We start from the raw sequence: 19,097 nt of genomic DNA, 5'->3' as shown, positions 1-19,097 counted from the left end.
GCGGGAGCCGACCATGGCTGCAACGACCCGACAACAACAATTCGAACAAGACTGCGGTAATGGTTATGAGTAAAGCGGACGCCTTCATCCAGGCAGGGAAAACCGCGGTGTTGCAGAACATTCAGGGCACCTTGCAATTCCTCCAGCGTTTCCCGCCCTTCAATCAGATGGAGCATGCCCACCTGGCCTATCTGGTGGAGCAATGCCAACTGCGCTTCTACGGCCAGGGCGAGAGCATCATCAAACCCGCCGACGGGCCGGTCGAACACTTCTACATCGTCAAGCAGGGCCGGGTGGTCGGCGAGCGTCCGCACACGGCCAAGGGCGGCACCGAAACCACTTTCGAGATCACCACCGGCGAATGCTTTCCCCTCGCCGCACTGCTCGGTGAACGGGCGACCCGCACCGAACATCTGGCCGGCGAAGACACCTTCTGCCTGCAATTGAACAAACTGGCGTTCATCAAGTTGTTCGCCCTCTCCGGCACGTTCCGCGACTTTGCCCTGCGCGGGGTCAGCAGCCTGCTCGATCAGGTCAATCAGCAAGTCCAGCAGAAAGCCGTGGAAACCCTCGGCACCCAGTACTCGCTCAATACCCGCCTGGGCGAACTGGCCATGCGTCATCCGGTGACGTGCAGCCCCGCCACCCCGCTGCGCGAAGCGGTGAAGCTGATGCACGAACAGCAGGTCGGCAGCATCGTCGCGGTAGACGAACACAAGGCGCCGCTGGGGATCTTCACCTTGCGCGACCTGCGCCATGTGGTCGCCGAAGGGGTCGGCGATTTCAGCGAGCCCCTCGAACGCCACATGACCCATTCGCCGTTCTACCTGTCACCGGATCACAGCGCCTTCGACGCGGCGATTGCGATGACCGAGCGGCACATCGCCCACGTCTGCCTGGTCAAGGATCAGCGCCTGTGTGGCGTGGTGTCCGAGCGCGATCTGTTCTCGCTGCAACGGGTCGACTTGGTGCATCTGGCGCGGACCATCCGCAGCGCGCAGCGGGTCGAGCAACTGGTGAACCTGCGCGGCGAAATCGGCCAACTGGTGGAACGGATGCTCGCCCACGGTGCGTCCTCGACCCAGATCACCCACATCATCACCCTGCTCAACGACCACACCGTGTGCCGGGTGATCGAGCTGACCCTGGCCGAAAAAGGCGACCCCGGCGTGCCGTTCAGCTGGTTGTGTTTCGGCAGCGAGGGCCGGCGCGAGCAGACCCTGCACACCGATCAGGACAACGGCATTCTGTTCGACGCGCGGGACGCGGCCCATGCGGCGGAGATTCGCGGCAAGCTGCTGCCGATCGCCCAGCAGATCAACCACAGCCTGGCGCTCTGCGGTTTTACCCTGTGCAAGGGCAACATCATGGCCGGCAATCCGCAACTGTGTCTGTCCCGCGCTGAATGGGCCAGGCGTTTTGCCGCGTTCATCCGCGAGGCGACGCCGGAAAACCTGCTGGGCTCGAGCATCTATTTCGACCTGCGCGTGGTCTGGGGCGACGAACAGAGCTGCGAGCAACTGCGGCGCGGGATTCTCGATCAGGTCGGCGACAACCGGCTGTTCCAGCGCATGATGGCCGAGAACGCCTTGCGCAACCGCCCGCCCGTGGGGCGCTTCCGCGAATTCGTGCTGGCGCGCAAGAACGGCGAGAAAGCCACTCTGGACCTCAAGACCCAGGGCCTGACCCCCTTCGTCGACGGCGCGCGCCTGCTGGCCCTGGCCAATGGCATCGACGCCAACAACACCCTGGAACGCTTCCGGCAACTGGTGGACAAAGAAGTCATCGAACGGCTGGATGGCGCGGCCTATGAAGAGGCCTACCACTTCATCCAGCAGACCCGCATGCAGCAGCATCAGATCCAGACCCGGGAAAACCTGCCGTATTCGAACCGGGTCGATCCCGACAGCCTCAATCATCTGGATCGGCGCATCCTGCGCGAATCCCTGCGCCAGGCCCAACGCCTGCAAAGCAGCCTGACCTTGCGGTATCAGCTATGAGCCTGTTCTCGTGGCTGCGCCCGGCCGGCCCGGCGCTGTCGAGTGAGCAGCAACAACGGCTGGCGAACCTGCCGGCCATCCCCGAACTGAGCGAATGCAGCCTGCGCGAACAGCGCTGGGTAGTGCTGGACCTGGAGACAACCGGGCTGAACCTGAACAAGGATCGGGTGCTGTCGATCGGCGCGGTGGTGATCGAGGACGGGGCAATCGATTTCAGCCAGCAGTTCGAACGCACCCTGCAATGCCGTGAGCTGAAACTCAGCCCCAGTGTGTTGCTTCACGGCCTGGGGCCGAGTGCGATTGCCGCCGGCAGTGAACCCGCCGAAGCGTTGCTGGACTTCATGGAGTTTGTCGGCGACAGCCCGGTGCTGGCGTTTCATGCGCCGTTCGATCAACACATGCTCGGCCGCGCCTTGAAGGAACACCTGGGGTACAAGTTGCAGCAGGTGTTCCTTGATGTGGCGGACATCGCGCCGCTGGTCTGCCCGCAGGCGCATATCCGAGAGGCCGGTCTGGATGACTGGATCGACTGGTTCAGGCTCGAAGTCTTCGAGCGCCACAACGCAAGCGCCGATGCACTGGCAACGGCGGAGCTGGCGTTGATTCTGTTCAGCAAGGCGCGGGGCCAGCAGATTCATAGCCCACTGAACCTTCAGCAACGGTTGAGCCAATGGAAGCGGCGGCAGCAGGCGCCTTCGTTCTGATCACTCGCCCGGCTTGAGACCCACCCCAGCCCTCTCCCCCAAGGGGGCGAGGGGGAGCCTATCTTCATACCGCTTAAAACTGCATTCGACTCGGAATTGCAGGTCGGCGTATTTGCAGAATCCCCCGGTCAGTCCCCTCTCCCTCCGGGAGAGGGCTAGGGTGAGGGGCCTTTCCTGAATCACCACCTGACCAGTGGCCAATTGCTAACCATTCCCACCTCTGCCAGAATCGCGAACAATTCTCGTTGGTTAACTCTTCCCAATCGGTGATGTCCGGTGTCGTCAGTCCCAAGCCCCCAGAGTGAGCTCGTCGGTGCGTTGTATCGCGACCATCGCGGTTGGCTGCTGGCCTGGCTGCGGCGCAATGTGGCCTGCCCGCAACGCGCCGAAGACCTGAGCCAGGACACCTTCGTGCGCCTGCTCGGCCGCGACGAGTTGCCCGCTCCCCGCGAGCCCCGGGCCTTTCTGGTGGCCATCGCCAAAGGTCTGCTGTTCGACTATTTCCGTCGCGCGGCGCTGGAGCAGGCCTACCTCACCGAACTGATGCTGATTCCCGAAGGCGAGCAACCGTCGCTGGAAGAGCAGCAACTGATCATCGAAGACCTCAAGGCCATCGACCGGATGCTCGGCCAATTGTCAACCAAGGCCCGCGCCGCGTTCCTCTATAACCGTCTCGACGGTCTCAGCCATGCCGAGATCGCCGAGAAACTTGGCGTATCGGTGCCACGGGTACGGCAATACCTGGCCCAGGGCATTCGCCAGTGCTACATCGCCCTCTACGGCGAGCCGACATGAGTCCGGCCAGCTCCAGACCGGTGCCGGCCCATGTGCTGGACGCGGCGATTGCCTGGCAACTGACCCTGGACTCCAGCAGCCCGCTGGAGCGCGAGGAGTTCGCCAAGTGGCATGCCGCCAGCGAGGAACACGCTCGCGCCTGGCGTCAGCTGGGCATGCTCGACCAGCGCTTCAGCGTCGCCAACGGCCCGGCGCGCACCGCGCTGCTGCAATCGCGCGAGGGCATTCGTCGCCGGGTGCGCAAGATCGGCAGTGGTCTGGCCAGCGTGGTGGCGGTGATCGCATTGGGGTTGTTCGTCAGTGAACGTTATCTGCCGCTGGATTACTGGCTGGCCGACCAGCGCACCGCCACCGGCGAACAGCGCACCGTGCGTCTGGCCGACGGCACCCTGCTCAACCTCAACACCCACAGCGCGGTGGATGTGCGCTTCGATGACAAGCAGCGACTGATCGTGTTGCAGGAAGGCGAAATTCTCGTCGAGACCGGCCACGGCGATGCGCGGCCGTTCATTGTCGAAACCCGCGAAGGCAGCATGCGCGCGCTGGGTACGCGGTTCCTGGTCAAGCGCGAGGAACAGGGCACGCGGCTCAGCGTGTTGCAGTCGGCGGTGGCGGCGCATCCACAAGCCGATCCGCAGGAGCAGATCCTGCGCGAAGGCCAGCAGGTGTTGATCCGCAACACCGGCCTGGAACCGGTGGTCGCGCTCAACCCCGGCGCCGACGCCTGGACCCGTGGAATGCTGGTGGTGGACAACGCGCGACTGGAAGATCTGGTCCATGAACTCGGGCGCTATCGTCGCGGCCACCTTGGCGTGGCGCCGGACGTGGCGGATCTGCGCATCACCGGCAGTTTCCCGCTGCACGATACCGACAAGGCCCTGAGCGCCCTGCTGCCGACCCTGCCGGTGCAGATCGAGCAGCACACGCCGTGGTGGGTCACCGTGGCGAAGGCCGATGCCAAACCCTGAGGCACCCGGCGCCTGATCGACCGCCCTCGCCGGCAAACCCGCTCTCACAGGATTGTGTTGTTTTTTGTGGGAGCGGGCTTGCCCGTGAAAGGGCCGTCTGTCGCACCGCAGACGGCCGGTCGACCTGATAAAAAAAATTTTCATCCCGCCCTATCACTTTTCGATTCTCGTCCGGCACACAGGCAATTGAGAAATATTTCCATTCAGGAGCCGCCGTATGTCCCGTTCGCTAGACACCTTGTTGCGCCCCAGTTTGCTGGCAGTCGCCATTGCCCTTTGCACTCCGCTGGCCAGCAGCCAACTGATCGCCGCTGAGCAGGCGTCCAGCGTGCGCGCCTACAACCTGCCGGCCGCGCCGCTGTCCAGCACCCTGAACCAGATCGCCAGCCAGGGCGGCCTCGCGCTGTCGCTGAATCCGTCGCTGGCGGCGGGCAAGACTTCGGCCCCGGTCAACGGTCAGTACGACGCCGTCGGCGCCCTGCGCGCGGCCCTGCAAGGCACCGGTCTGCAACTGGAGCAAAGCAGCACCGGCACCTACACCCTGGTGGCCGTGCCGGAAGGCGTGGTGGCGCTGCCGGAAACGTCGGTGATCGGCGTGGAAAACACGGAAAGCGCCTGGGGTCCGGTGGAAGGCTACACCGCCACCCGTACCGCCGCCGGCACCAAGACCGACACCGCGCTGGTTGAAGCTCCGCGCTCGATCTCCGTGGCGACCCGCCAGCAAATGGACGACCGCAGCGTGCACAGCCTCGATGACGCCGTGCGCTACATGCCGGGCATCACCGCCAGCAGCTATGGCAGCGACACCCGTATCGACTGGTTGCGCGTGCGCGGGTTCGAACCGACCCAGTTCCTCGATGGCCTGCCGCTGCCACGCGGTATCTACGCCAACCCGAAACCGGAAACCTGGAACCTTGATCGTCTCGCCCTGCTGCGCGGCCCGGCTTCTTCGGTGTACGGCCAGACCCCGCCGGGTGGCCTGCTAGACATGGTCAGCCGTCGTCCAAGCGCCGAAGCCAGCAGCGAAATCCAGTTGCAATACGGCAGCGACAATCACCGTCAGATCAACTTCGCCAGCACCGGCAAGATCGATGACGCCGGCCAGTTCCTCTACGGCATCAGCGGTGTGGTGCGCGACAGCGACACGCAGATCGACCACATCGAAAACAAGCGCTACAACATCGCGCCGAGCCTGACCTGGAATATCGACGACGACACCAGGCTGACCTTGCTCACGCAATTCACCCGCGACGATACCGGGGTCACCAGCCAGTTCTACCCGATCCAGGGCACCAAGATCGACATGCCGTTCGGCAAGATTTCCCACCACAAAAACCTGGGCGATCCTGACTATGACTTCTACGACCGCACCTACTACGCGCTCGGGTATGCCTTCGAGCATCGCCTCAACGACGTCTGGCAGTTCAAGCAGAACCTGCGTTACACCAAGTCGGACCTGTCGTTCCAGACCGTCACCGTCAACAGCTACAACCCGTCGTTCGCCGGTTTCACCGTAGACGACCAGGGCAATGTCGGGCGTGGCACCACCAACGTCGACGAAGACATCAGCCAGTTCGCCGTGGACAACAACTTCCAGGCCGACTTCGCCACCGGCGATATCCGCCACACCCTGTTGCTGGGTCTCGACCATCAGCGCAGCAACGACAATTACACCTCGATCTTCGGCAGCGCACCGGACATCAACGTCAACAACCCGATCTACGGCCAGACCATCGTGCGTCCACCGCGCTCCAGCGCGTTCTACGATTACGACCAGAAAACCTACCAGACCGGTCTCTACGTGCAGGACCAGATGGCCCTCGACCAGTGGCGCCTGACCCTCGGTGGTCGTGAAGACTGGGTACACACCAGCACCAAATTCTTCAACAAGGGCGATGCCACCAACACCCAGCGTGACAAGGCATTCAGCGGTAACGCGGCGATCAGCTACGTGTTCGACTCCGGTTTCGTGCCGTACCTGTCGTATGCCGAATCCTTCCAGCCCACCAGCGGCGCCGATGCCACGGCCACCGACTCGTTCAAGCCGACCGAAGGCAAGCAGTGGGAAATGGGCATCAAGTATCAGCCACCGGGCAGCAAGACCCTGCTCAGCGCAGCGGTGTATGACCTGACCCAGAAGAACGTCTCGGTCAACACCATCGTCAACAACGTGACCATCACCAGCCAGACCGGCGAAGTGAAAGTCAAAGGCCTGGAGCTGGAAGCGGTCTCGGACGTCACCGACAACCTGAAAGTCATCGCCGCCTACACCCTGGCCAAGTCCGAAGTGCAGAAAGGCGTCGACAAGGGCAACCGTCTGCAACTGATGCCGAACCAGCAAGCCTCGCTGTGGACCGATTACACCTGGCACACCGGCGTGCTCGACGGCTTCGGCATCGGCGGTGGCGTGCGCTACACCGGCAACACCTATGGCGACAAGGGCAACACCTGGCTGGGCAAGGCGAATGCCTACACCGTGTTCGACGCGGCGGTGCATTACGACCTCGGCCGTCTGGACAACAGCCTCAAGGGCGCATCGGTGGCACTTAACGCGACCAACCTGTTCGACAAGGACTACATTTCCACCTGCGATGGCTTCTACTGCTACTACGGCGACCAGCGCAGCGTCGTCGCCAGTGCCACTTACAAGTGGTAAGCAACTGAGCTGAAACAGACCCTGTAACCAGGCCGTCCTTCGTGGACGGCTTTGGTGTTTTTGAAGGTCCTGAAATGAAAAGTAAAACAATCCGGCGCTGGTCGTTCATCCACACCTGGACCAGCCTGATCTGCACCGTGTTTTTGCTGCTGCTGGCCCTGACCGGCCTGCCGCTGATTTTCCACCACGAGATCGAGCATCTGCTCGGCGACGCACCCGAGTTGCGCGAGATGCCGGCGGACACGCCGCACCTGAATCTGGCGCAACTGGTGCAAGCGGCGGAAAACCACCGACCGGGCGAGGTCGTGCAGTATTTCGGTTTCGACGATGACGAGCCCGACGCCGTGCTGACGATCATGGCGAAAACCGCCGGCACCGAGCCGAACTCCTCGCACACCTTCATGCTTGATGCGCGGACTGGCGAAGCGCTGGAAACGCCCCAGGCCAACGGAGGCCTGATGCTGTTCATCCTGCGCCTGCACGTCGACATGTTCGCCGGGTTGCCGGGCAAGTTGCTGCTGGCGTTCATGGGTTTGCTGTTCGTGGTCGCGATCATTTCCGGGACGGTGCTGTACCTGCCGTTCATGCGCCGCCTGAAATTCGGCACGGTGCGCCAGGACAAATCCACCCGCCTGCGCTGGCTCGACCTGCACAACCTGATCGGCGTGGTGACTCTGACCTGGGCGCTGGTGGTCGGCGTGACCGGCGTCATCAGTGCCTGCGCCGACCTGCTGATCGCGGCATGGCGCAACGACGCACTCACCACGCTGATCGCGCCGTATCGCGATGCGCCACCGCTGACGCAACTGGCCCCGGCCACTCGCCTGCTGGACATCGCCGCAGACGTTGCACCGGGGATGAAACCGGACTTCATCGCCTTCCCCGGCACGCGTTTTTCCAGCGAGCACCATTATTCGGTGTTCATGAAGGGCGGCACTCACCTGACCTCGCATCTGCTGACCCCGGTGCTGATCGACGCCAGCACCCTGCAAGTCACGGCAGTGGCCGAGCGACCGTGGTACATGGACGCCATGGGCATGTCGCAACCGCTGCACTTCGGCGACTACGGCGGCATGCCGATGAAAATCCTCTGGGCCACCCTCGACGTGCTGACCATCATCGTGCTCGGCAGCGGAGTCTATCTATGGGTGGTGCGGCGCAAAGCGGCGAAGCCGGTGCTGGAAACCACGGAGGCTCGCGCATGAAGCCGCGTCAGTCGAATTTCTGGAAGGTGTTCAGCACGCCGCTGGTGATTGCCCTGCTCAGTGCGGCGGGGCTGTTCGCGGCGTTGCTGGGGGACGGGATCTGGGATGCGTTGAGCTGGGTCGGCCTGGGTGTTCCGGCTTACCTGGCAATCAAGGGCCTGCTGTGGCGAAGCTGAATTCGGCGGTGCCGCTTCTGACCCCACATCAAGCCCTCGCCAGCCGCGCCGGAACTCACTAGGCTAGGCCCACTTGATGACTGCCGAGGAATGCCCATGTCCGCCCCCAGCATGACCCTGTATCACAACTCCCTGTCGCCGTTCGTGCGCAAAGTCATGGTGCTGCTGCACGAGACCGGCCAACAGGATCGTGTCGCCCTGCAGAACTGCGTGTTGACCCCGGTCAGCCCCGACGCCGCGCTGATCGACGACAACCCGTTGAGCAAAGTCCCGGCCCTGCGCCTCGCCGATGGCAACGTCATCCATGACAGCCGGGTGATCCTCGATTACCTCGACCAGCAGCATGTCGGCAATCCGCTGATCCCCCGCGACGGCTCGGCCCGCTGGCGGCGCCTGACCCTGGCCTCGATGGCCGACGGGATCATGGACGCCTCGGTGATCGTGCGTTACGAGCAGGTTCTGCGCGCCCCGGAAAAACACTGGGACGAATGGCTCGATGCGCAACTCGACAAGATCCGCCGCACCCTCGCGCTGCTGGAGCGTGATGCGATCGCCGAGCTGACCTGCCATTTCGATGTGGCGTCGATCAGCGTGGCGTGTGCGCTGGGCTACCTCGACCTGCGCTTCCCGGATCTGGGCTGGCGCGAGGCCAATCCGCAGTTGGCGAACTGGTTCTTCGAGGTCAGCCAGCGGCCTTCGATGATTGCCACGATGCCCAAGGTTTAATTCGCCAGGCCCGGCCCCCTCACCGGCAAGCCCACTCCCACCGTTGATCCAGATTCTTTGTGGGAGCGGACTTGCTCGCGAATGCACCACCTCGGTTCCACTGGCAGGAATCCGATAATCCGCGTCACCAGTTCATCACTCCAGCGCTGATCTTCGCGCAGCCCCAGCGAGCGGCTCATTGCACCGCTCCCAGATCAAACTCCAGCGGCTCCACACGCTTCTGCGCGATCCCGTACCAGTCCAGTTTGCGGGTCAGCACCATGAACACGCCCAGCAGCCCGAACAGCAGCAGCGAACCCATCAGCAACGCGTAGTCTTCGGCGCTGAGCAAGCCGTAAAGCAGTCCGTACAGCGCCGCCAGCCCCGCCGAAAAACTCAAGCCGTGGCGCACACTGTGCAGCACATGGCAGACGTAGAAACCAATCAACAACACACAACCACTGGCCGACAGCAGATACGCCAGGGCAAACCCGATGTGCTCCGACACCGACAACAGCAACAGGTAGAAGAACGCCAGCGCCACACCGACCAGCGCGTATTGCACGGGATGCACCGCCAGGCTTTTCAGCACCTCGAACAGGAAGAAACCGGCAAACGTCAGGACAATGAACAGCAGCGCGTACTTGATTGCCCGGTCGCTCTTCAAATACTGATCCACCGGATCGATGAAGCTCACGCCGAAGCTGCGCCCGTTGAAACCCTCGCAGTCCCCCGTCACGCAACGGTTCATCGCCTCTTGCAGGTTGGTGGAGAAAAACGAGGTCTGCCAATCGGCGTTGAAGCCTGCTTCGGTGACCTCGCGCTTGGCCGGCAGGAAGTTGCCGATAAAACTCGGATGCGGCCAGTTGGCAGCGAGGGTGACGCTGCTGGTCTTGCCCACCGGCAGCACCTGCAACGAACCGGTGCCTTGCAACCGCAGGTCGAAACCGAAGGCCAGCTCCGTGGCTTTGCTGGTGTCCAGCAGCGGCAGCGTGACCCGCACACCCTCGCCGAGCCAGCCCACCTGAGTGCCGGGCACGAAGTCCAGGCGCTGACCGCCCAGTTCGAGTTTCAGTGCGTTTTCGATCCCGCGAATGTCGCTGATGCCGACCGCAAGAAACGGCGCTTCGAACTGGTAGTCGGCGAAATCTTCCTTGATCCCCAACTGCGCCGGCAGCGAGAAATGCCCGTTGATGCGGTTGTCGGCATGAAACAACCGCGCCTCGTAGATGCCCCGGGCACGCAGTTCGGTCTGCACCTGACCATCGAGCTCGAAGCGCTCGGGCAGGAAATACAGACGCCCACGGGTTTCGCTGAGCTCTTCGTAGCGCTTGTTGGTTTTTTCGTTGGTTTTCCAGATATGGATCGTCTTGCGATACGGCACCACCATCACCGGGCCGCTCACCTGCTGGCTGTAGCTGGAGCTACGGGCGATGTCTTCAAGCACGCCGTCGCGCAGTTGCTGACGCTCGTCGATCATGCCATCGATCATCAGCAACGGCACCAGCAACACCAGGATCAGCAGGGCAATCGCCCCGAGTTTTATGGTCAGACTCTTGTTCATGGGACTCTCCCTGTTTCGATGGGCAGAGTCTGGTCGGGCTGTGTGGGGGGAATGTGAGGGCTGTGTGGAAATTGTGTGGAGACTCTCCGAACACAATCAAACCCCGTGGAAGCGGGCTTGCTCGCGAGGGCCACGACTCGCTCTCAAGGCAGGCGCAACTTCACTTCAACCCCGCCCTCGACATTGCTGACCGCCAGCGTGCCGCCATGCAACTTGACCACTTCTTCGACGAAGTTAAGCCCAAGTCCCGTGCTTTTGCGCCCGTTGTCCGGGCGCGGCAACGAGTAGAAGCGCTCGGTCAGCCGGGGCAGGGCGTAATCGGGAATCGGCGCGGTTTCATTGAACAGCCGCAACTCGACCAGCGCCCCTACCCGTTCGGCATTGAAGTGCAGCAGCCCTTGAGCAGGCGTGAAGTCCAGCGCGTTCTCCAGCAGATTGCCCAACGCCTGACGCAGCAGAAACGGCTCGCCAGTCAGTGAGATCTCCGGCGCAATCGTCTGTTCGATCCGCAACTGCCGGCTCTCGATCCGCGCCGTCTGCGCCTGTAGCAGTTCATCGACCAACGCCCCCAGCGGCACCGCGACACGCTCTTCCAGGCCCTGGCGCTGCTCGACCTGCGCCAGGTTCAGCAAGCGCTCGATCAACTGCTGCATGCGCGTGCTTTCGCTGTCGATGTTGCCGACGAAACGCTGCCGCTGAGCCGGCGGCATCTCGCCTTGCAACAGCTCCGCCGCACCGCGAATCGCCGCCAGCGGACTTTTCAGTTCATGGGTCAGCGTGTGCACGTAACGCTCGACGTAGGCCTTGCCCTCGAGCTGGGTGCGCATCTGCTCCACCGCTGTCGCCAGTTGCTCCAGTTCGCCACCGCGATAATGCGGCACCTCCACCCGCCGCCCCTCGCTGACCGCCTGGGCGTAGCCGGTCAGGCGATGCAGCGCCCGGCTCAGCCACCACGACAGCAGCGCGCCGAACAGCAGGCCGAGGCCGATCAGCCCGGCGCCATAAACCAGCAGGCGACGCTCGGTGCGATCGACATAGGGTTGCAGCGAACTGTTGGGCTTCGCCACCGTCACCACGCCGATAATCTGCCCGTTATCGCGGATCGGCGCGCCGACGTGCATGACCGAAGAGGCCGGATCGTTCGGGTCGCTGCGGGTGGAACGGGCACCATATTGGCCGCGCAGGGTCAGGTAGACGTCGTTCCAGCGCGAGTAGTCCTGGCCGACCGCGACACCGCTGGAGTCCAGCACCACGATGCCCTTGGCGTCGGTGACGTAGATGCGATGGTTGACCTGGTTTTTCGGCAGGCCCCAGATTGTCGCCTTCGGCTGGCGTTCGCCGTAGGAACGCAGCAATTCAGGCCAGCGATTCTGGCTGAGGGTGCCGGCCTTGAAGTCGTCGCGCAGGATTTCCGCCATCAGATTGGCGGTATCGACCAAGGTTTCCTCGGTGGACTGACGCACGCCGGGGCGGATTTCTTCCATGACCGTGTTGAGTACGAAATACCCGGTCAGGCCGATGAACAGCACATACACCAGGAAAATCCGCAGCCCCAGGGACATCAGCTGTGCCCCGGACTGTAGCTGTAGCCAAGGCCGCGATGGGTCTGGATCGGCTCGGCCTCGGCGCGCACCAGGCGCAGTTTGGCCCGTACGCTCTTGATGTGGCTGTCGATGCTGCGTTCGTAACCGGCGTCGGCCGCCACGCCCAGCGCGTCGAGCAATTGCTCGCGGCTGAACACCCGCTCCGGTTGTTCGAGCAGGCATTGCAACAGACGGAACTCATGGCGGGTCAGGCTCAGGAGCTGGCCGCGATAGCAGATCTGCACGCGCTCCGGATCGACGCGGAACAACGCCGTCGAGGCTTCGATCGGCGGGCGCGGTGTCATGCGTTTGAGGATCGCCCGGACCCGCGCCGCCACTTCCCGGGGGCTGAACGGCTTGACCACGTAATCGTCGGCGCCGATCTCCAGGCCCACGACACGGTCGATCTCGGCATCCCGGGCGCTGAGGAACAGCACCGGCACTTCGCTGAAGCGCCGCAGTTGCTTGCAGGTTTCGAAACCGCTGATGTCCGGCAGGCCGATGTCGAGAATGATCAGGTCCGCCGGAGTCTGGCGCTGATGCTCCAGCGCCGCCGCGCCGAGGCTCAGCCAGGTGGTGGTGAACCCCTCGCCCTGCAAGGCAAAAATCAGCGTGTCGGCAATCGCCGCTTCGTCTTCGACAATCAGGATATGGGGCATGGCGTCCGAGCCTGTGGTTGAGTGCGCGAACGGTGCCCCAAGCCTGACGTTACGTCAATCAGACCACTTGCATCAGCAGTCAGGCTTGTCGGCCGTAAAGCGCCGGGCCGGGTTTACCGCCGCGCCGAACTCGCGCAGGGCCTTGGCGCCGATCAGCAGCGGATAGTTGAAGTTGCTGCGGTCGGTCAGGTTGACCTCCACGGTACGCTTGACGTCGCCCAGGCACAGCTCCAGATCGACCACTGGCCGCTTGGTCACCTCGCTCGCATCGCGATCTTCGTCTTCCTCGTCGGAGCGGCTCTTGATCTTGCTGATCCGCGCGATCTTGTGTTCATAGACTTTGTTGCTGGCGTCCTTGGTGCCCAGGCGGAACCGCACCCAGTCCTCGCCATCGCGGGTGAAGGTCTCGATGTCTCTGGCCGAGAGCGAGGCGGTCAGGGCGCCGGTGTCCATCTTGGCCTTGAGCACCTGGCCGCCGATTTCCGGCAGCGCGATGTATTCGTAACGCCCGTACAGGGTCGGCTCGGCGGCCATGACCGGCAGGGCCAGCAGGGAAAGCAATGCAAGGAGGGATTTCACGGAGAGGGCTTCCTTGGAGAATGTGGGCGTCTGACGCGGGATTTTAGACAGTCTGCGGGGCATTGGTTCGCTCTTGAAACGCTTTCTCGGACAAGCCCGCCGCCACAGGTACGGCGCTGTCCTTGTGTGGCGCCAGTGCGCAAAGAGGAGTCAGCTTAAACAGCCAAAGGTGAAACATTTGTAACCCACGGTTTGGCCTGTCGCCCGAAGCTGCTTATCATGGCCCGCCCATCCGCCTTGATAGAGTCGTCTATGCGCCGCCTGCTCACCGGCTGTTTCGTCACCCTGCTGCTGTTGCTCAACACCCTGGTGCTGTTCGGCCCGCTGATGGTGTTCGCCCTGCTCAAGCTGATCCTGCCGGGACGCTTTCGCGATTACGCCTCGGCAGCGGTGATGTGGATCGCCGAGAGCTGGGCGGAAATCGACAAGCTGATCTTCCGCCTGTGCATCCCGACGCAGTGGGACATTCGCGGCGGCGACAACCTGCGGGGCGACACCTCCTATCTGGTGATCAGCAACCATCAGTCGTGGGTCGACATCCCGGCCCTGATCCAGACCCTCAACCGGCGTACGCCGTTCTTCAAGTTCTTCCTCAAAAAGGAACTGATCTGGGTGCCGTTCCTCGGCCTGGCCTGGTGGGCGCTGGATTACCCGTTCATGAAGCGCTACACCAAGGCCTTCCTGGCGAAGAACCCGGAGCTGGCGGGCAAGGATCTGGAAATCACCAAAGCCGCCTGCGAGCTGTTCAAGCGCCAGCCGGTGACGGTGGTCAACTACCTGGAAGGCACGCGCTACACCGCTGCCAAAAGCACTCAGCAGCAATCGCCGTTCGGCCATCTGCTCAAGCCCAAGGCCGGCGGCGTGGCGTTCGTGCTGGCGGCGATGGGTGAACAGCTGGACGCCATTCTCGACGTGACCGTGGTGTATCCACAGCAGAGGATTCCGGGATTCTGGGACTTGATCAGCGGTAACGTGCCGCGCGTGATCATCGATATCCAGACCCGTGAACTGGACCCGGCCCTGTGGCAGGGTGATTACGAAAACGATCCGGCGTTTCGTGAAAAGATCCAGAACTGGGTCAACCAGCTCTGGACCTTGAAAGATCAGCGCATCGCCGAACTGAAGGGCGAACAGCGCTGAATCAACTGCCGGCGCCGGTGCCCCAGATATTGCCCAGGCTGCTCAGCAGCGAGCCGCCGACGCCCTGCTGACCGAGGTATTGCAGGATCACCGGGGCAAACTGGCCGACCATGCCGCTGTCCATGCCCAGCGCGCCGAACGCGTTGTTCAGGTCGTTGGTGTCCTTGACGTTGCCCAGGGCGTTTTCCAGCCCGGCGGATTTACCCGAAGACCCCAGCAACCCGCTCAACGCAGCCAGATTGCCGGCACCGCCCGACAACTTGTCGATCCCCGGCACGTCCTTGGCCAGTTGCGAGTAATCGGTGCTGCTCAACTGATTCTTCGCCAGCCCGAGCATCGCACTGGTGCCACCGACGGCTTGCTGCGGCGTCACGTTCAGCGCACTCAGGGCGCTGAGCAGACCGGCGGTTTCCGAGGTCGGCGCAGCGGCCGCTGCCTTGTCGCCACCCTGCATGCCCGACACCGCGCCAGCCACGTCGCTCAGGCTGAACTGGGCGAATACCGGACTCGCCGCCAGGGTCATGAGCGATGCCAGGGCAAAACCGCGTGAAATCTTCATTCGAACATCCTCTTGTGGCATGAAAACCGCCCGATCGAAGGGCGGTCAAACTGCCGGTTTGACCGGGTTAGCGCCGGCATGTTCCGGTGTCCTCAAAGCATTTTCCATGTGCCCGTGTGGATAAATCGTGAAAGCGGCGGGCTTATTCCCAAACCTGATAACCAGCCTTTGGCTCAATCCGAATCGGTCAAAAAAACTGTCAGATCTGACAGTAGGAAACGCCCGACAACTTGCAGACCATAGCCATTCCTCACTTGAAAGCCCCGTAACGGAGTACACATCATGTTGAACAAACTGGCTGCCTGCTGCCTGACCTCGCTGTTCCTTGCAAGCACCGCCTATGCCGACACTTGCCCGTCTCCCCAGTCCTTTACCCAGGATGCCAGCGGACAAATCATGGCCGGAAAGAGTGTGGTTGAAGTAGACCCAGCGACCACGACGCTGGCCGAAGCGAAGAAGCTCGTGTTCACCGCAGCCCGCATCAAGGATCGAAACAACAATAACGCGAGAGTCATCTGCCAGTACGAAGACGGGAAACCGAAGCCGGATATCGGGGCGATTCTGACCGTGGTCGTCGGCAAGCCAATTACAGCGACCTCCGGCAATTGGAGCGGCGATGACTGCGCAACCAAAGATGGCGATGAGAAAAAGTGCTCATACAGTCATTGAGCGCCGCTTCGACCAATAAAAAAGGGCGACCTCACGGTCGCCCTTTTTTATTGCCGGTGACTTACGCCGCACTGAACAACTTGTGCGGGTCGATCACAAATTTCTTCGGCACACCGGCATCGAACTCGCCGTAGCCTTCCGGCGCCTGGTCGAGGCTGATGACTTGCACGCCCACCACTTCGGCAATGTTGATGCGGTCCCACATGATCGCCTGCATCAGTTGGCGGTTGTACTTCATCACCGGGGTCTGGCCGGTGTGGAAGCTGTGGGATTTGGCCCAGCCCAGGCCGAAGCGGATGCTCAGGCTGCCCATTTTCGCGGCGGCGTCCACGGCACCCGGATCTTCGGTCACGTACAGGCCCGGGATACCGATCTTGCCCGCCACGCGCACCACGCCCATCAGCGAGTTGAGGACGGTGGCCGGCGCTTCGTGTTTCACGCCGTCGTGGCCGTGACCACGGGCTTCGAAGCCTACGCAGTCCACAGCGCAATCGACTTCCGGCTCGCCCAGCAGCGCGGCGATCTGCTCGTGCAGCGGGGTGTCCTTGGACAGGTCGGCGATTTCAAAACCCTGGGCCTTGGCGTGGGCCAGACGGATCGGGTTGACGTCACCGACGATCACCACCGCCGCGCCCAGCAGACGTGCCGAAGCCGCAGCGGCCAGACCGACCGGGCCGGCACCGGCGATGTACACGCTGCTGCCAGGGCCGACACCGGCCGTGACGGCGCCGTGGTAACCGGTCGGCAGAATGTCGGAGAGGCAGGTCAGGTCACGGATCTTTTCCATGGCCTTGTCGCGATCCGGCAGTTTCAGCAGGTTGAAGTCGGCGTACGGCACCAGCACGTACTCGGCCTGACCGCCGGTCCAGTCGCCCATGTCGACGTAACCGTAGGCACCACCGGCACGGGCCGGGTTGACGGTCAGGCAGACGCCGGTGTGTTGCTCCTTGCAGGATCGGCAGCGCCCGCATGCCACGTTGAACGGCACGGACACCAGATCACCGATTTTCAGATTCTCGACGTCGCTGCCCTTCTCGATCACTTCGCCAGTGATTTCATGGCCCAGTACCAGCCCGACCTGGGCGGTGGTGCGACCGCGCACCATGTGCTGGTCGGAGCCGCAGATGTTGGTGGAAACCACACGCAGGATGACACCGTGCTCGATCTTCCTGCCGCGCGGATCCTGCATTTTCGGATAGTCGATTTTCTGTACTTCGACCTTGCCACTGCCGAGATACACCACACCACGATTGCCAGACATGCTTTCACCTCGCTGTTGTTTTTATGGAACCGCGTTGCCCAGGCAGGCAGCGCGTTGAGTGCTCGGGTACAGATGCTGAATATTGTGTTGCCTGTTGCGGCTCTTCGCGGGCAAGCCCGCGAAGGCGATCTAGAGAACGACCGTGCGATTGGCGTTCAAAAACACCCTTCTTTCGATGTGATACCCCACCGCCCGTGCCAGGGTCAGGCCTTCGATATCCCGCCCCTTGGCGATCAGGTCTTCGGGGTAATGGCTGTGATCCACCGCCTCGACGCCCTGGGCGATGATCGGGCCTTCGTCCAGGTCGTTGTTGATGTAGTGCGCGGTGGCGCCGACCAGTTTCACGCCCTTGTTGTAGGCCTGGTGATACGGTTTGGCGCCCTTGAACCCCGGCAGCAGCGAGTGATGGATGTTGATCGCCTTGCCATCGAGCTTGCGACACAACTCCGGCGACAACACCTGCATGTAGCGGGCGAGAATCACCAGTTCGGCACCGGCGTCTTCGATCACCTGCCACACCTGGCGCTCCTGGGCCGGTTTGTCGTTGGGGTCGAGCGGGAAATGGTAGTAGGGAATCTGGTGCCAGTCGGCCAGCGGCTTCAAATCCGGATGGTTGGACACCACTGCCGCCACGTCCATCGACAACTGGCCGATGCGCTGGCGGTAGAGCAAGTCGTTGAGGCAGTGATCTGCCTTGGACACCATGATCACCACTTTCGGCCGGTAGTTCGGCGCAGTCAGCTCGAAGATCATCCCGAACGCCTGACCGCGCTCGGCGAGGCCGGCGCGGAAGGACTGCTCGTCGAAACCGTCGGGCTGACGGAATTCCACACGAATGAAGAAACGCCCCGAGAGCCGGTCATCGAACGAGTGGTGCTCGGTGACGTAGCACCCCTGCTCGAACAGAAAACGCGTCACCGCATCCACGGTGCCGAGGACGCTCGGGCAGTCGGCGGTGAGAATCCATGTATCCGGGGCGCGGCTCATTGTGCGGTGACTCCTGTTCGTTGTGCGGGGTGTCAGGGGGACTTTTTCCCCTCACCCTAGCCCTCTCCCGGAGGGAGAGGGGACTGACCGAGGTGGTCTTGGATCTACACCGACCTGAATCACCGAGTCGAACTCAGGTTCGAAAACAACACAGATCTGCTCCCTTTCCCCTCGCCCCCTTGGGGGAGAGGGCTGGGGTGAGGGGGTGGTTTTTGATCCTTCAGGCCTGGACGCTAAGGCCGTACTCGGCGGACGCATCCTGCAACCACAACCACCAGTAATCCGAGAAGCTGCGACGAATCAGCAGTTCCCAGGTGTCTTCGGCGGTGTGGCGAATCATCAGCTGCGACTTGGCGAACACCGTGCCCACGGCCTTGCCGACCGGGAAGTTGTTCGGGTGGACGTCATAGCTGGTGGACTTCATCAGCACCTGGCGCACGTTCGGGCCGCTCAGTTCAAGCACCTGCTGGCCGCCGCTGACGTTGACGATCGCGATGTGCAGATCGCCCAGCGCCGCGCGCAGTTTCTGCTCGGCCGCGAACTCTTCGCCGCTCGGCACGATCAGCAGCCACTCATCCGGCCCCATCCATTGCAGGCTGGTGTCACCCTTGACGATCACGCTCAGGGCGCCCGGCAGTTCTATGCCCAGGGCCTTGTGGACGCCAGCGGCGAACGCGGCATCGTGGCCGTCGCCACGCAGGGTCAGGTGGCCGAGGAGTTTCTTCTCACGCACGATCACGCCGGCGTTCTTGCGACCCTTGCCGACCAGGCTGGCGAGGTCAGCATGATGCAGCGACGACTCACCCTTGGCCCCGGTGGTCGGGCGTTGTTGGTACACATTGGCTGCGGTCATAAATCACCCTTTCTGAATTCTGTATTGATCGCTC

At 62.6% G+C, this 19,097-nt stretch carries 18 protein-coding genes; 10 read left to right on the top strand and 8 right to left on the bottom strand.

Annotation, left to right across the window (positions count from 1 at the left end; translation table 11 throughout):
• The first annotated feature begins 59 nt into the window (after positions 1-59).
• The 8 genes from KVQ74_RS03205 to KVQ74_RS03170 all read left to right on the top strand — a co-directional run bounded on the left by KVQ74_RS03205 (position 60) and on the right by KVQ74_RS03170 (position 9,230).
• A complete protein-coding gene (locus KVQ74_RS03205) occupies positions 60-2,000 on the top strand; it encodes a putative nucleotidyltransferase substrate binding domain-containing protein (RefSeq protein WP_217829544.1) in 1,941 nt (646 codons plus the stop codon).
• Positions 1,997-2,704, top strand: coding sequence for a 3'-5' exonuclease (locus tag KVQ74_RS03200; RefSeq protein ID WP_217829543.1), 708 nt, complete (start codon positions 1,997-1,999; stop codon positions 2,702-2,704). The genes KVQ74_RS03205 and KVQ74_RS03200 overlap by 4 nt, the downstream gene beginning before the upstream one ends.
• 276 nt (positions 2,705-2,980) lie before the next feature.
• On the top strand, positions 2,981-3,499 hold the full coding sequence (locus KVQ74_RS03195; RefSeq protein ID WP_217829542.1) for an RNA polymerase sigma factor: 519 nt from the start codon (positions 2,981-2,983) through the stop codon (positions 3,497-3,499).
• The gene (locus KVQ74_RS03190) at positions 3,496-4,467 is read left to right on the top strand and encodes a FecR domain-containing protein (RefSeq protein WP_217829541.1); all 972 of its coding nucleotides are present in this window, start codon (positions 3,496-3,498) and stop codon (positions 4,465-4,467) included. The genes KVQ74_RS03195 and KVQ74_RS03190 overlap by 4 nt, the downstream gene beginning before the upstream one ends.
• Positions 4,468-4,684: 217 nt before the next feature.
• The gene (locus KVQ74_RS03185) at positions 4,685-7,123 is read left to right on the top strand and encodes a TonB-dependent siderophore receptor (RefSeq protein WP_217829540.1); all 2,439 of its coding nucleotides are present in this window, start codon (positions 4,685-4,687) and stop codon (positions 7,121-7,123) included.
• Positions 7,124-7,197: 74 nt separating this feature from the next.
• Complete coding sequence (locus KVQ74_RS03180) at positions 7,198-8,328, top strand: PepSY-associated TM helix domain-containing protein (protein WP_217829539.1); 1,131 nt, start codon at positions 7,198-7,200, stop codon at positions 8,326-8,328.
• Positions 8,325-8,504 (top strand): DUF4175 domain-containing protein, encoded by a 180-nt coding sequence (locus KVQ74_RS03175; protein ID WP_217829538.1) that lies wholly within the window; start codon positions 8,325-8,327, stop codon positions 8,502-8,504. Before KVQ74_RS03180 ends, KVQ74_RS03175 begins: the two co-directional genes overlap by 4 nt.
• Before the next feature lie 96 nt (positions 8,505-8,600).
• Positions 8,601-9,230 carry a glutathione S-transferase gene (locus KVQ74_RS03170; protein ID WP_217829537.1) on the top strand — a complete coding sequence of 210 codons (630 nt, stop codon included), beginning with the start codon at positions 8,601-8,603 and terminating at the stop codon, positions 9,228-9,230.
• Between the two features lie 175 nt (positions 9,231-9,405).
• On the opposite strand, the gene creD is transcribed toward KVQ74_RS03170, so the two are convergent.
• The 4 genes from creD to rloA2 all read right to left on the bottom strand — a co-directional run bounded on the left by creD (position 9,406) and on the right by rloA2 (position 13,594).
• Positions 9,406-10,773 carry a cell envelope integrity protein CreD gene (gene creD / locus KVQ74_RS03165; RefSeq protein ID WP_217829536.1) on the bottom strand — a complete coding sequence of 456 codons (1,368 nt, stop codon included), beginning with the start codon at positions 10,771-10,773 and terminating at the stop codon, positions 9,406-9,408.
• 143 nt (positions 10,774-10,916) lie between these two features.
• Positions 10,917-12,335, bottom strand: a complete 1,419-nt coding sequence (creC, locus tag KVQ74_RS03160; RefSeq protein WP_217829535.1) for a two-component system sensor histidine kinase CreC — start codon at positions 12,333-12,335, stop codon at positions 10,917-10,919.
• Positions 12,335-13,015, bottom strand: a complete 681-nt coding sequence (gene creB, locus KVQ74_RS03155; protein ID WP_217829534.1) for a two-component system response regulator CreB — start codon at positions 13,013-13,015, stop codon at positions 12,335-12,337. The genes creC and creB overlap by 1 nt, the downstream gene beginning before the upstream one ends.
• Positions 13,016-13,087: 72 nt before the next feature.
• On the bottom strand, positions 13,088-13,594 hold the full coding sequence (gene rloA2 / locus KVQ74_RS03150; RefSeq protein WP_217829533.1) for a retropepsin-like aspartic peptidase RloA2: 507 nt from the start codon (positions 13,592-13,594) through the stop codon (positions 13,088-13,090).
• Between the two features lie 252 nt (positions 13,595-13,846).
• Between rloA2 and KVQ74_RS03145 the strand changes: the two genes are divergently transcribed.
• Positions 13,847-14,734, top strand: a complete 888-nt coding sequence (locus KVQ74_RS03145; RefSeq protein WP_217829532.1) for an acyltransferase — start codon at positions 13,847-13,849, stop codon at positions 14,732-14,734.
• A gap of 1 nt (position 14,735) precedes the next feature.
• On the opposite strand, the gene KVQ74_RS03140 is transcribed toward KVQ74_RS03145, so the two are convergent.
• Entirely contained in the window at positions 14,736-15,293 is a 558-nt protein-coding gene (locus KVQ74_RS03140; protein ID WP_217829531.1) for a DUF2780 domain-containing protein, read from the bottom strand.
• A 282-nt stretch (positions 15,294-15,575) separates the two neighbouring features.
• Here KVQ74_RS03140 and KVQ74_RS03135 point away from each other — a divergent pair, with 282 nt between their 5' ends.
• Positions 15,576-15,962 (top strand): hypothetical protein, encoded by a 387-nt coding sequence (locus KVQ74_RS03135; RefSeq protein ID WP_217829530.1) that lies wholly within the window; start codon positions 15,576-15,578, stop codon positions 15,960-15,962.
• A 61-nt stretch (positions 15,963-16,023) separates the two neighbouring features.
• Here the strand turns inward: KVQ74_RS03135 and fdhA are convergent, their stop codons facing one another.
• The 3 genes from fdhA to KVQ74_RS03120 all read right to left on the bottom strand — a co-directional run bounded on the left by fdhA (position 16,024) and on the right by KVQ74_RS03120 (position 19,063).
• Positions 16,024-17,223, bottom strand: a complete 1,200-nt coding sequence (fdhA, locus tag KVQ74_RS03130) for a formaldehyde dehydrogenase, glutathione-independent (protein WP_217829529.1) — start codon at positions 17,221-17,223, stop codon at positions 16,024-16,026.
• Positions 17,224-17,352: 129 nt separating this feature from the next.
• Positions 17,353-18,210 carry a formyltetrahydrofolate deformylase gene (purU, locus tag KVQ74_RS03125; RefSeq protein ID WP_217829528.1) on the bottom strand — a complete coding sequence of 286 codons (858 nt, stop codon included), beginning with the start codon at positions 18,208-18,210 and terminating at the stop codon, positions 17,353-17,355.
• Positions 18,211-18,430: 220 nt separating this feature from the next.
• On the bottom strand, positions 18,431-19,063 hold the full coding sequence (locus KVQ74_RS03120; protein ID WP_217829527.1) for a sarcosine oxidase subunit gamma: 633 nt from the start codon (positions 19,061-19,063) through the stop codon (positions 18,431-18,433).
• Positions 19,064-19,097 lie beyond the last annotated feature (34 nt).

The sequence above is a fragment of the Pseudomonas botevensis genome (assembly GCF_019145475.1).
Lineage (GTDB): Bacteria > Pseudomonadota > Gammaproteobacteria > Pseudomonadales > Pseudomonadaceae > Aquipseudomonas > Aquipseudomonas botevensis.
The sequence above is the reverse complement of the archived record's forward strand: the minus strand, read 5'-3'. Positions and strand labels throughout refer to the sequence as shown.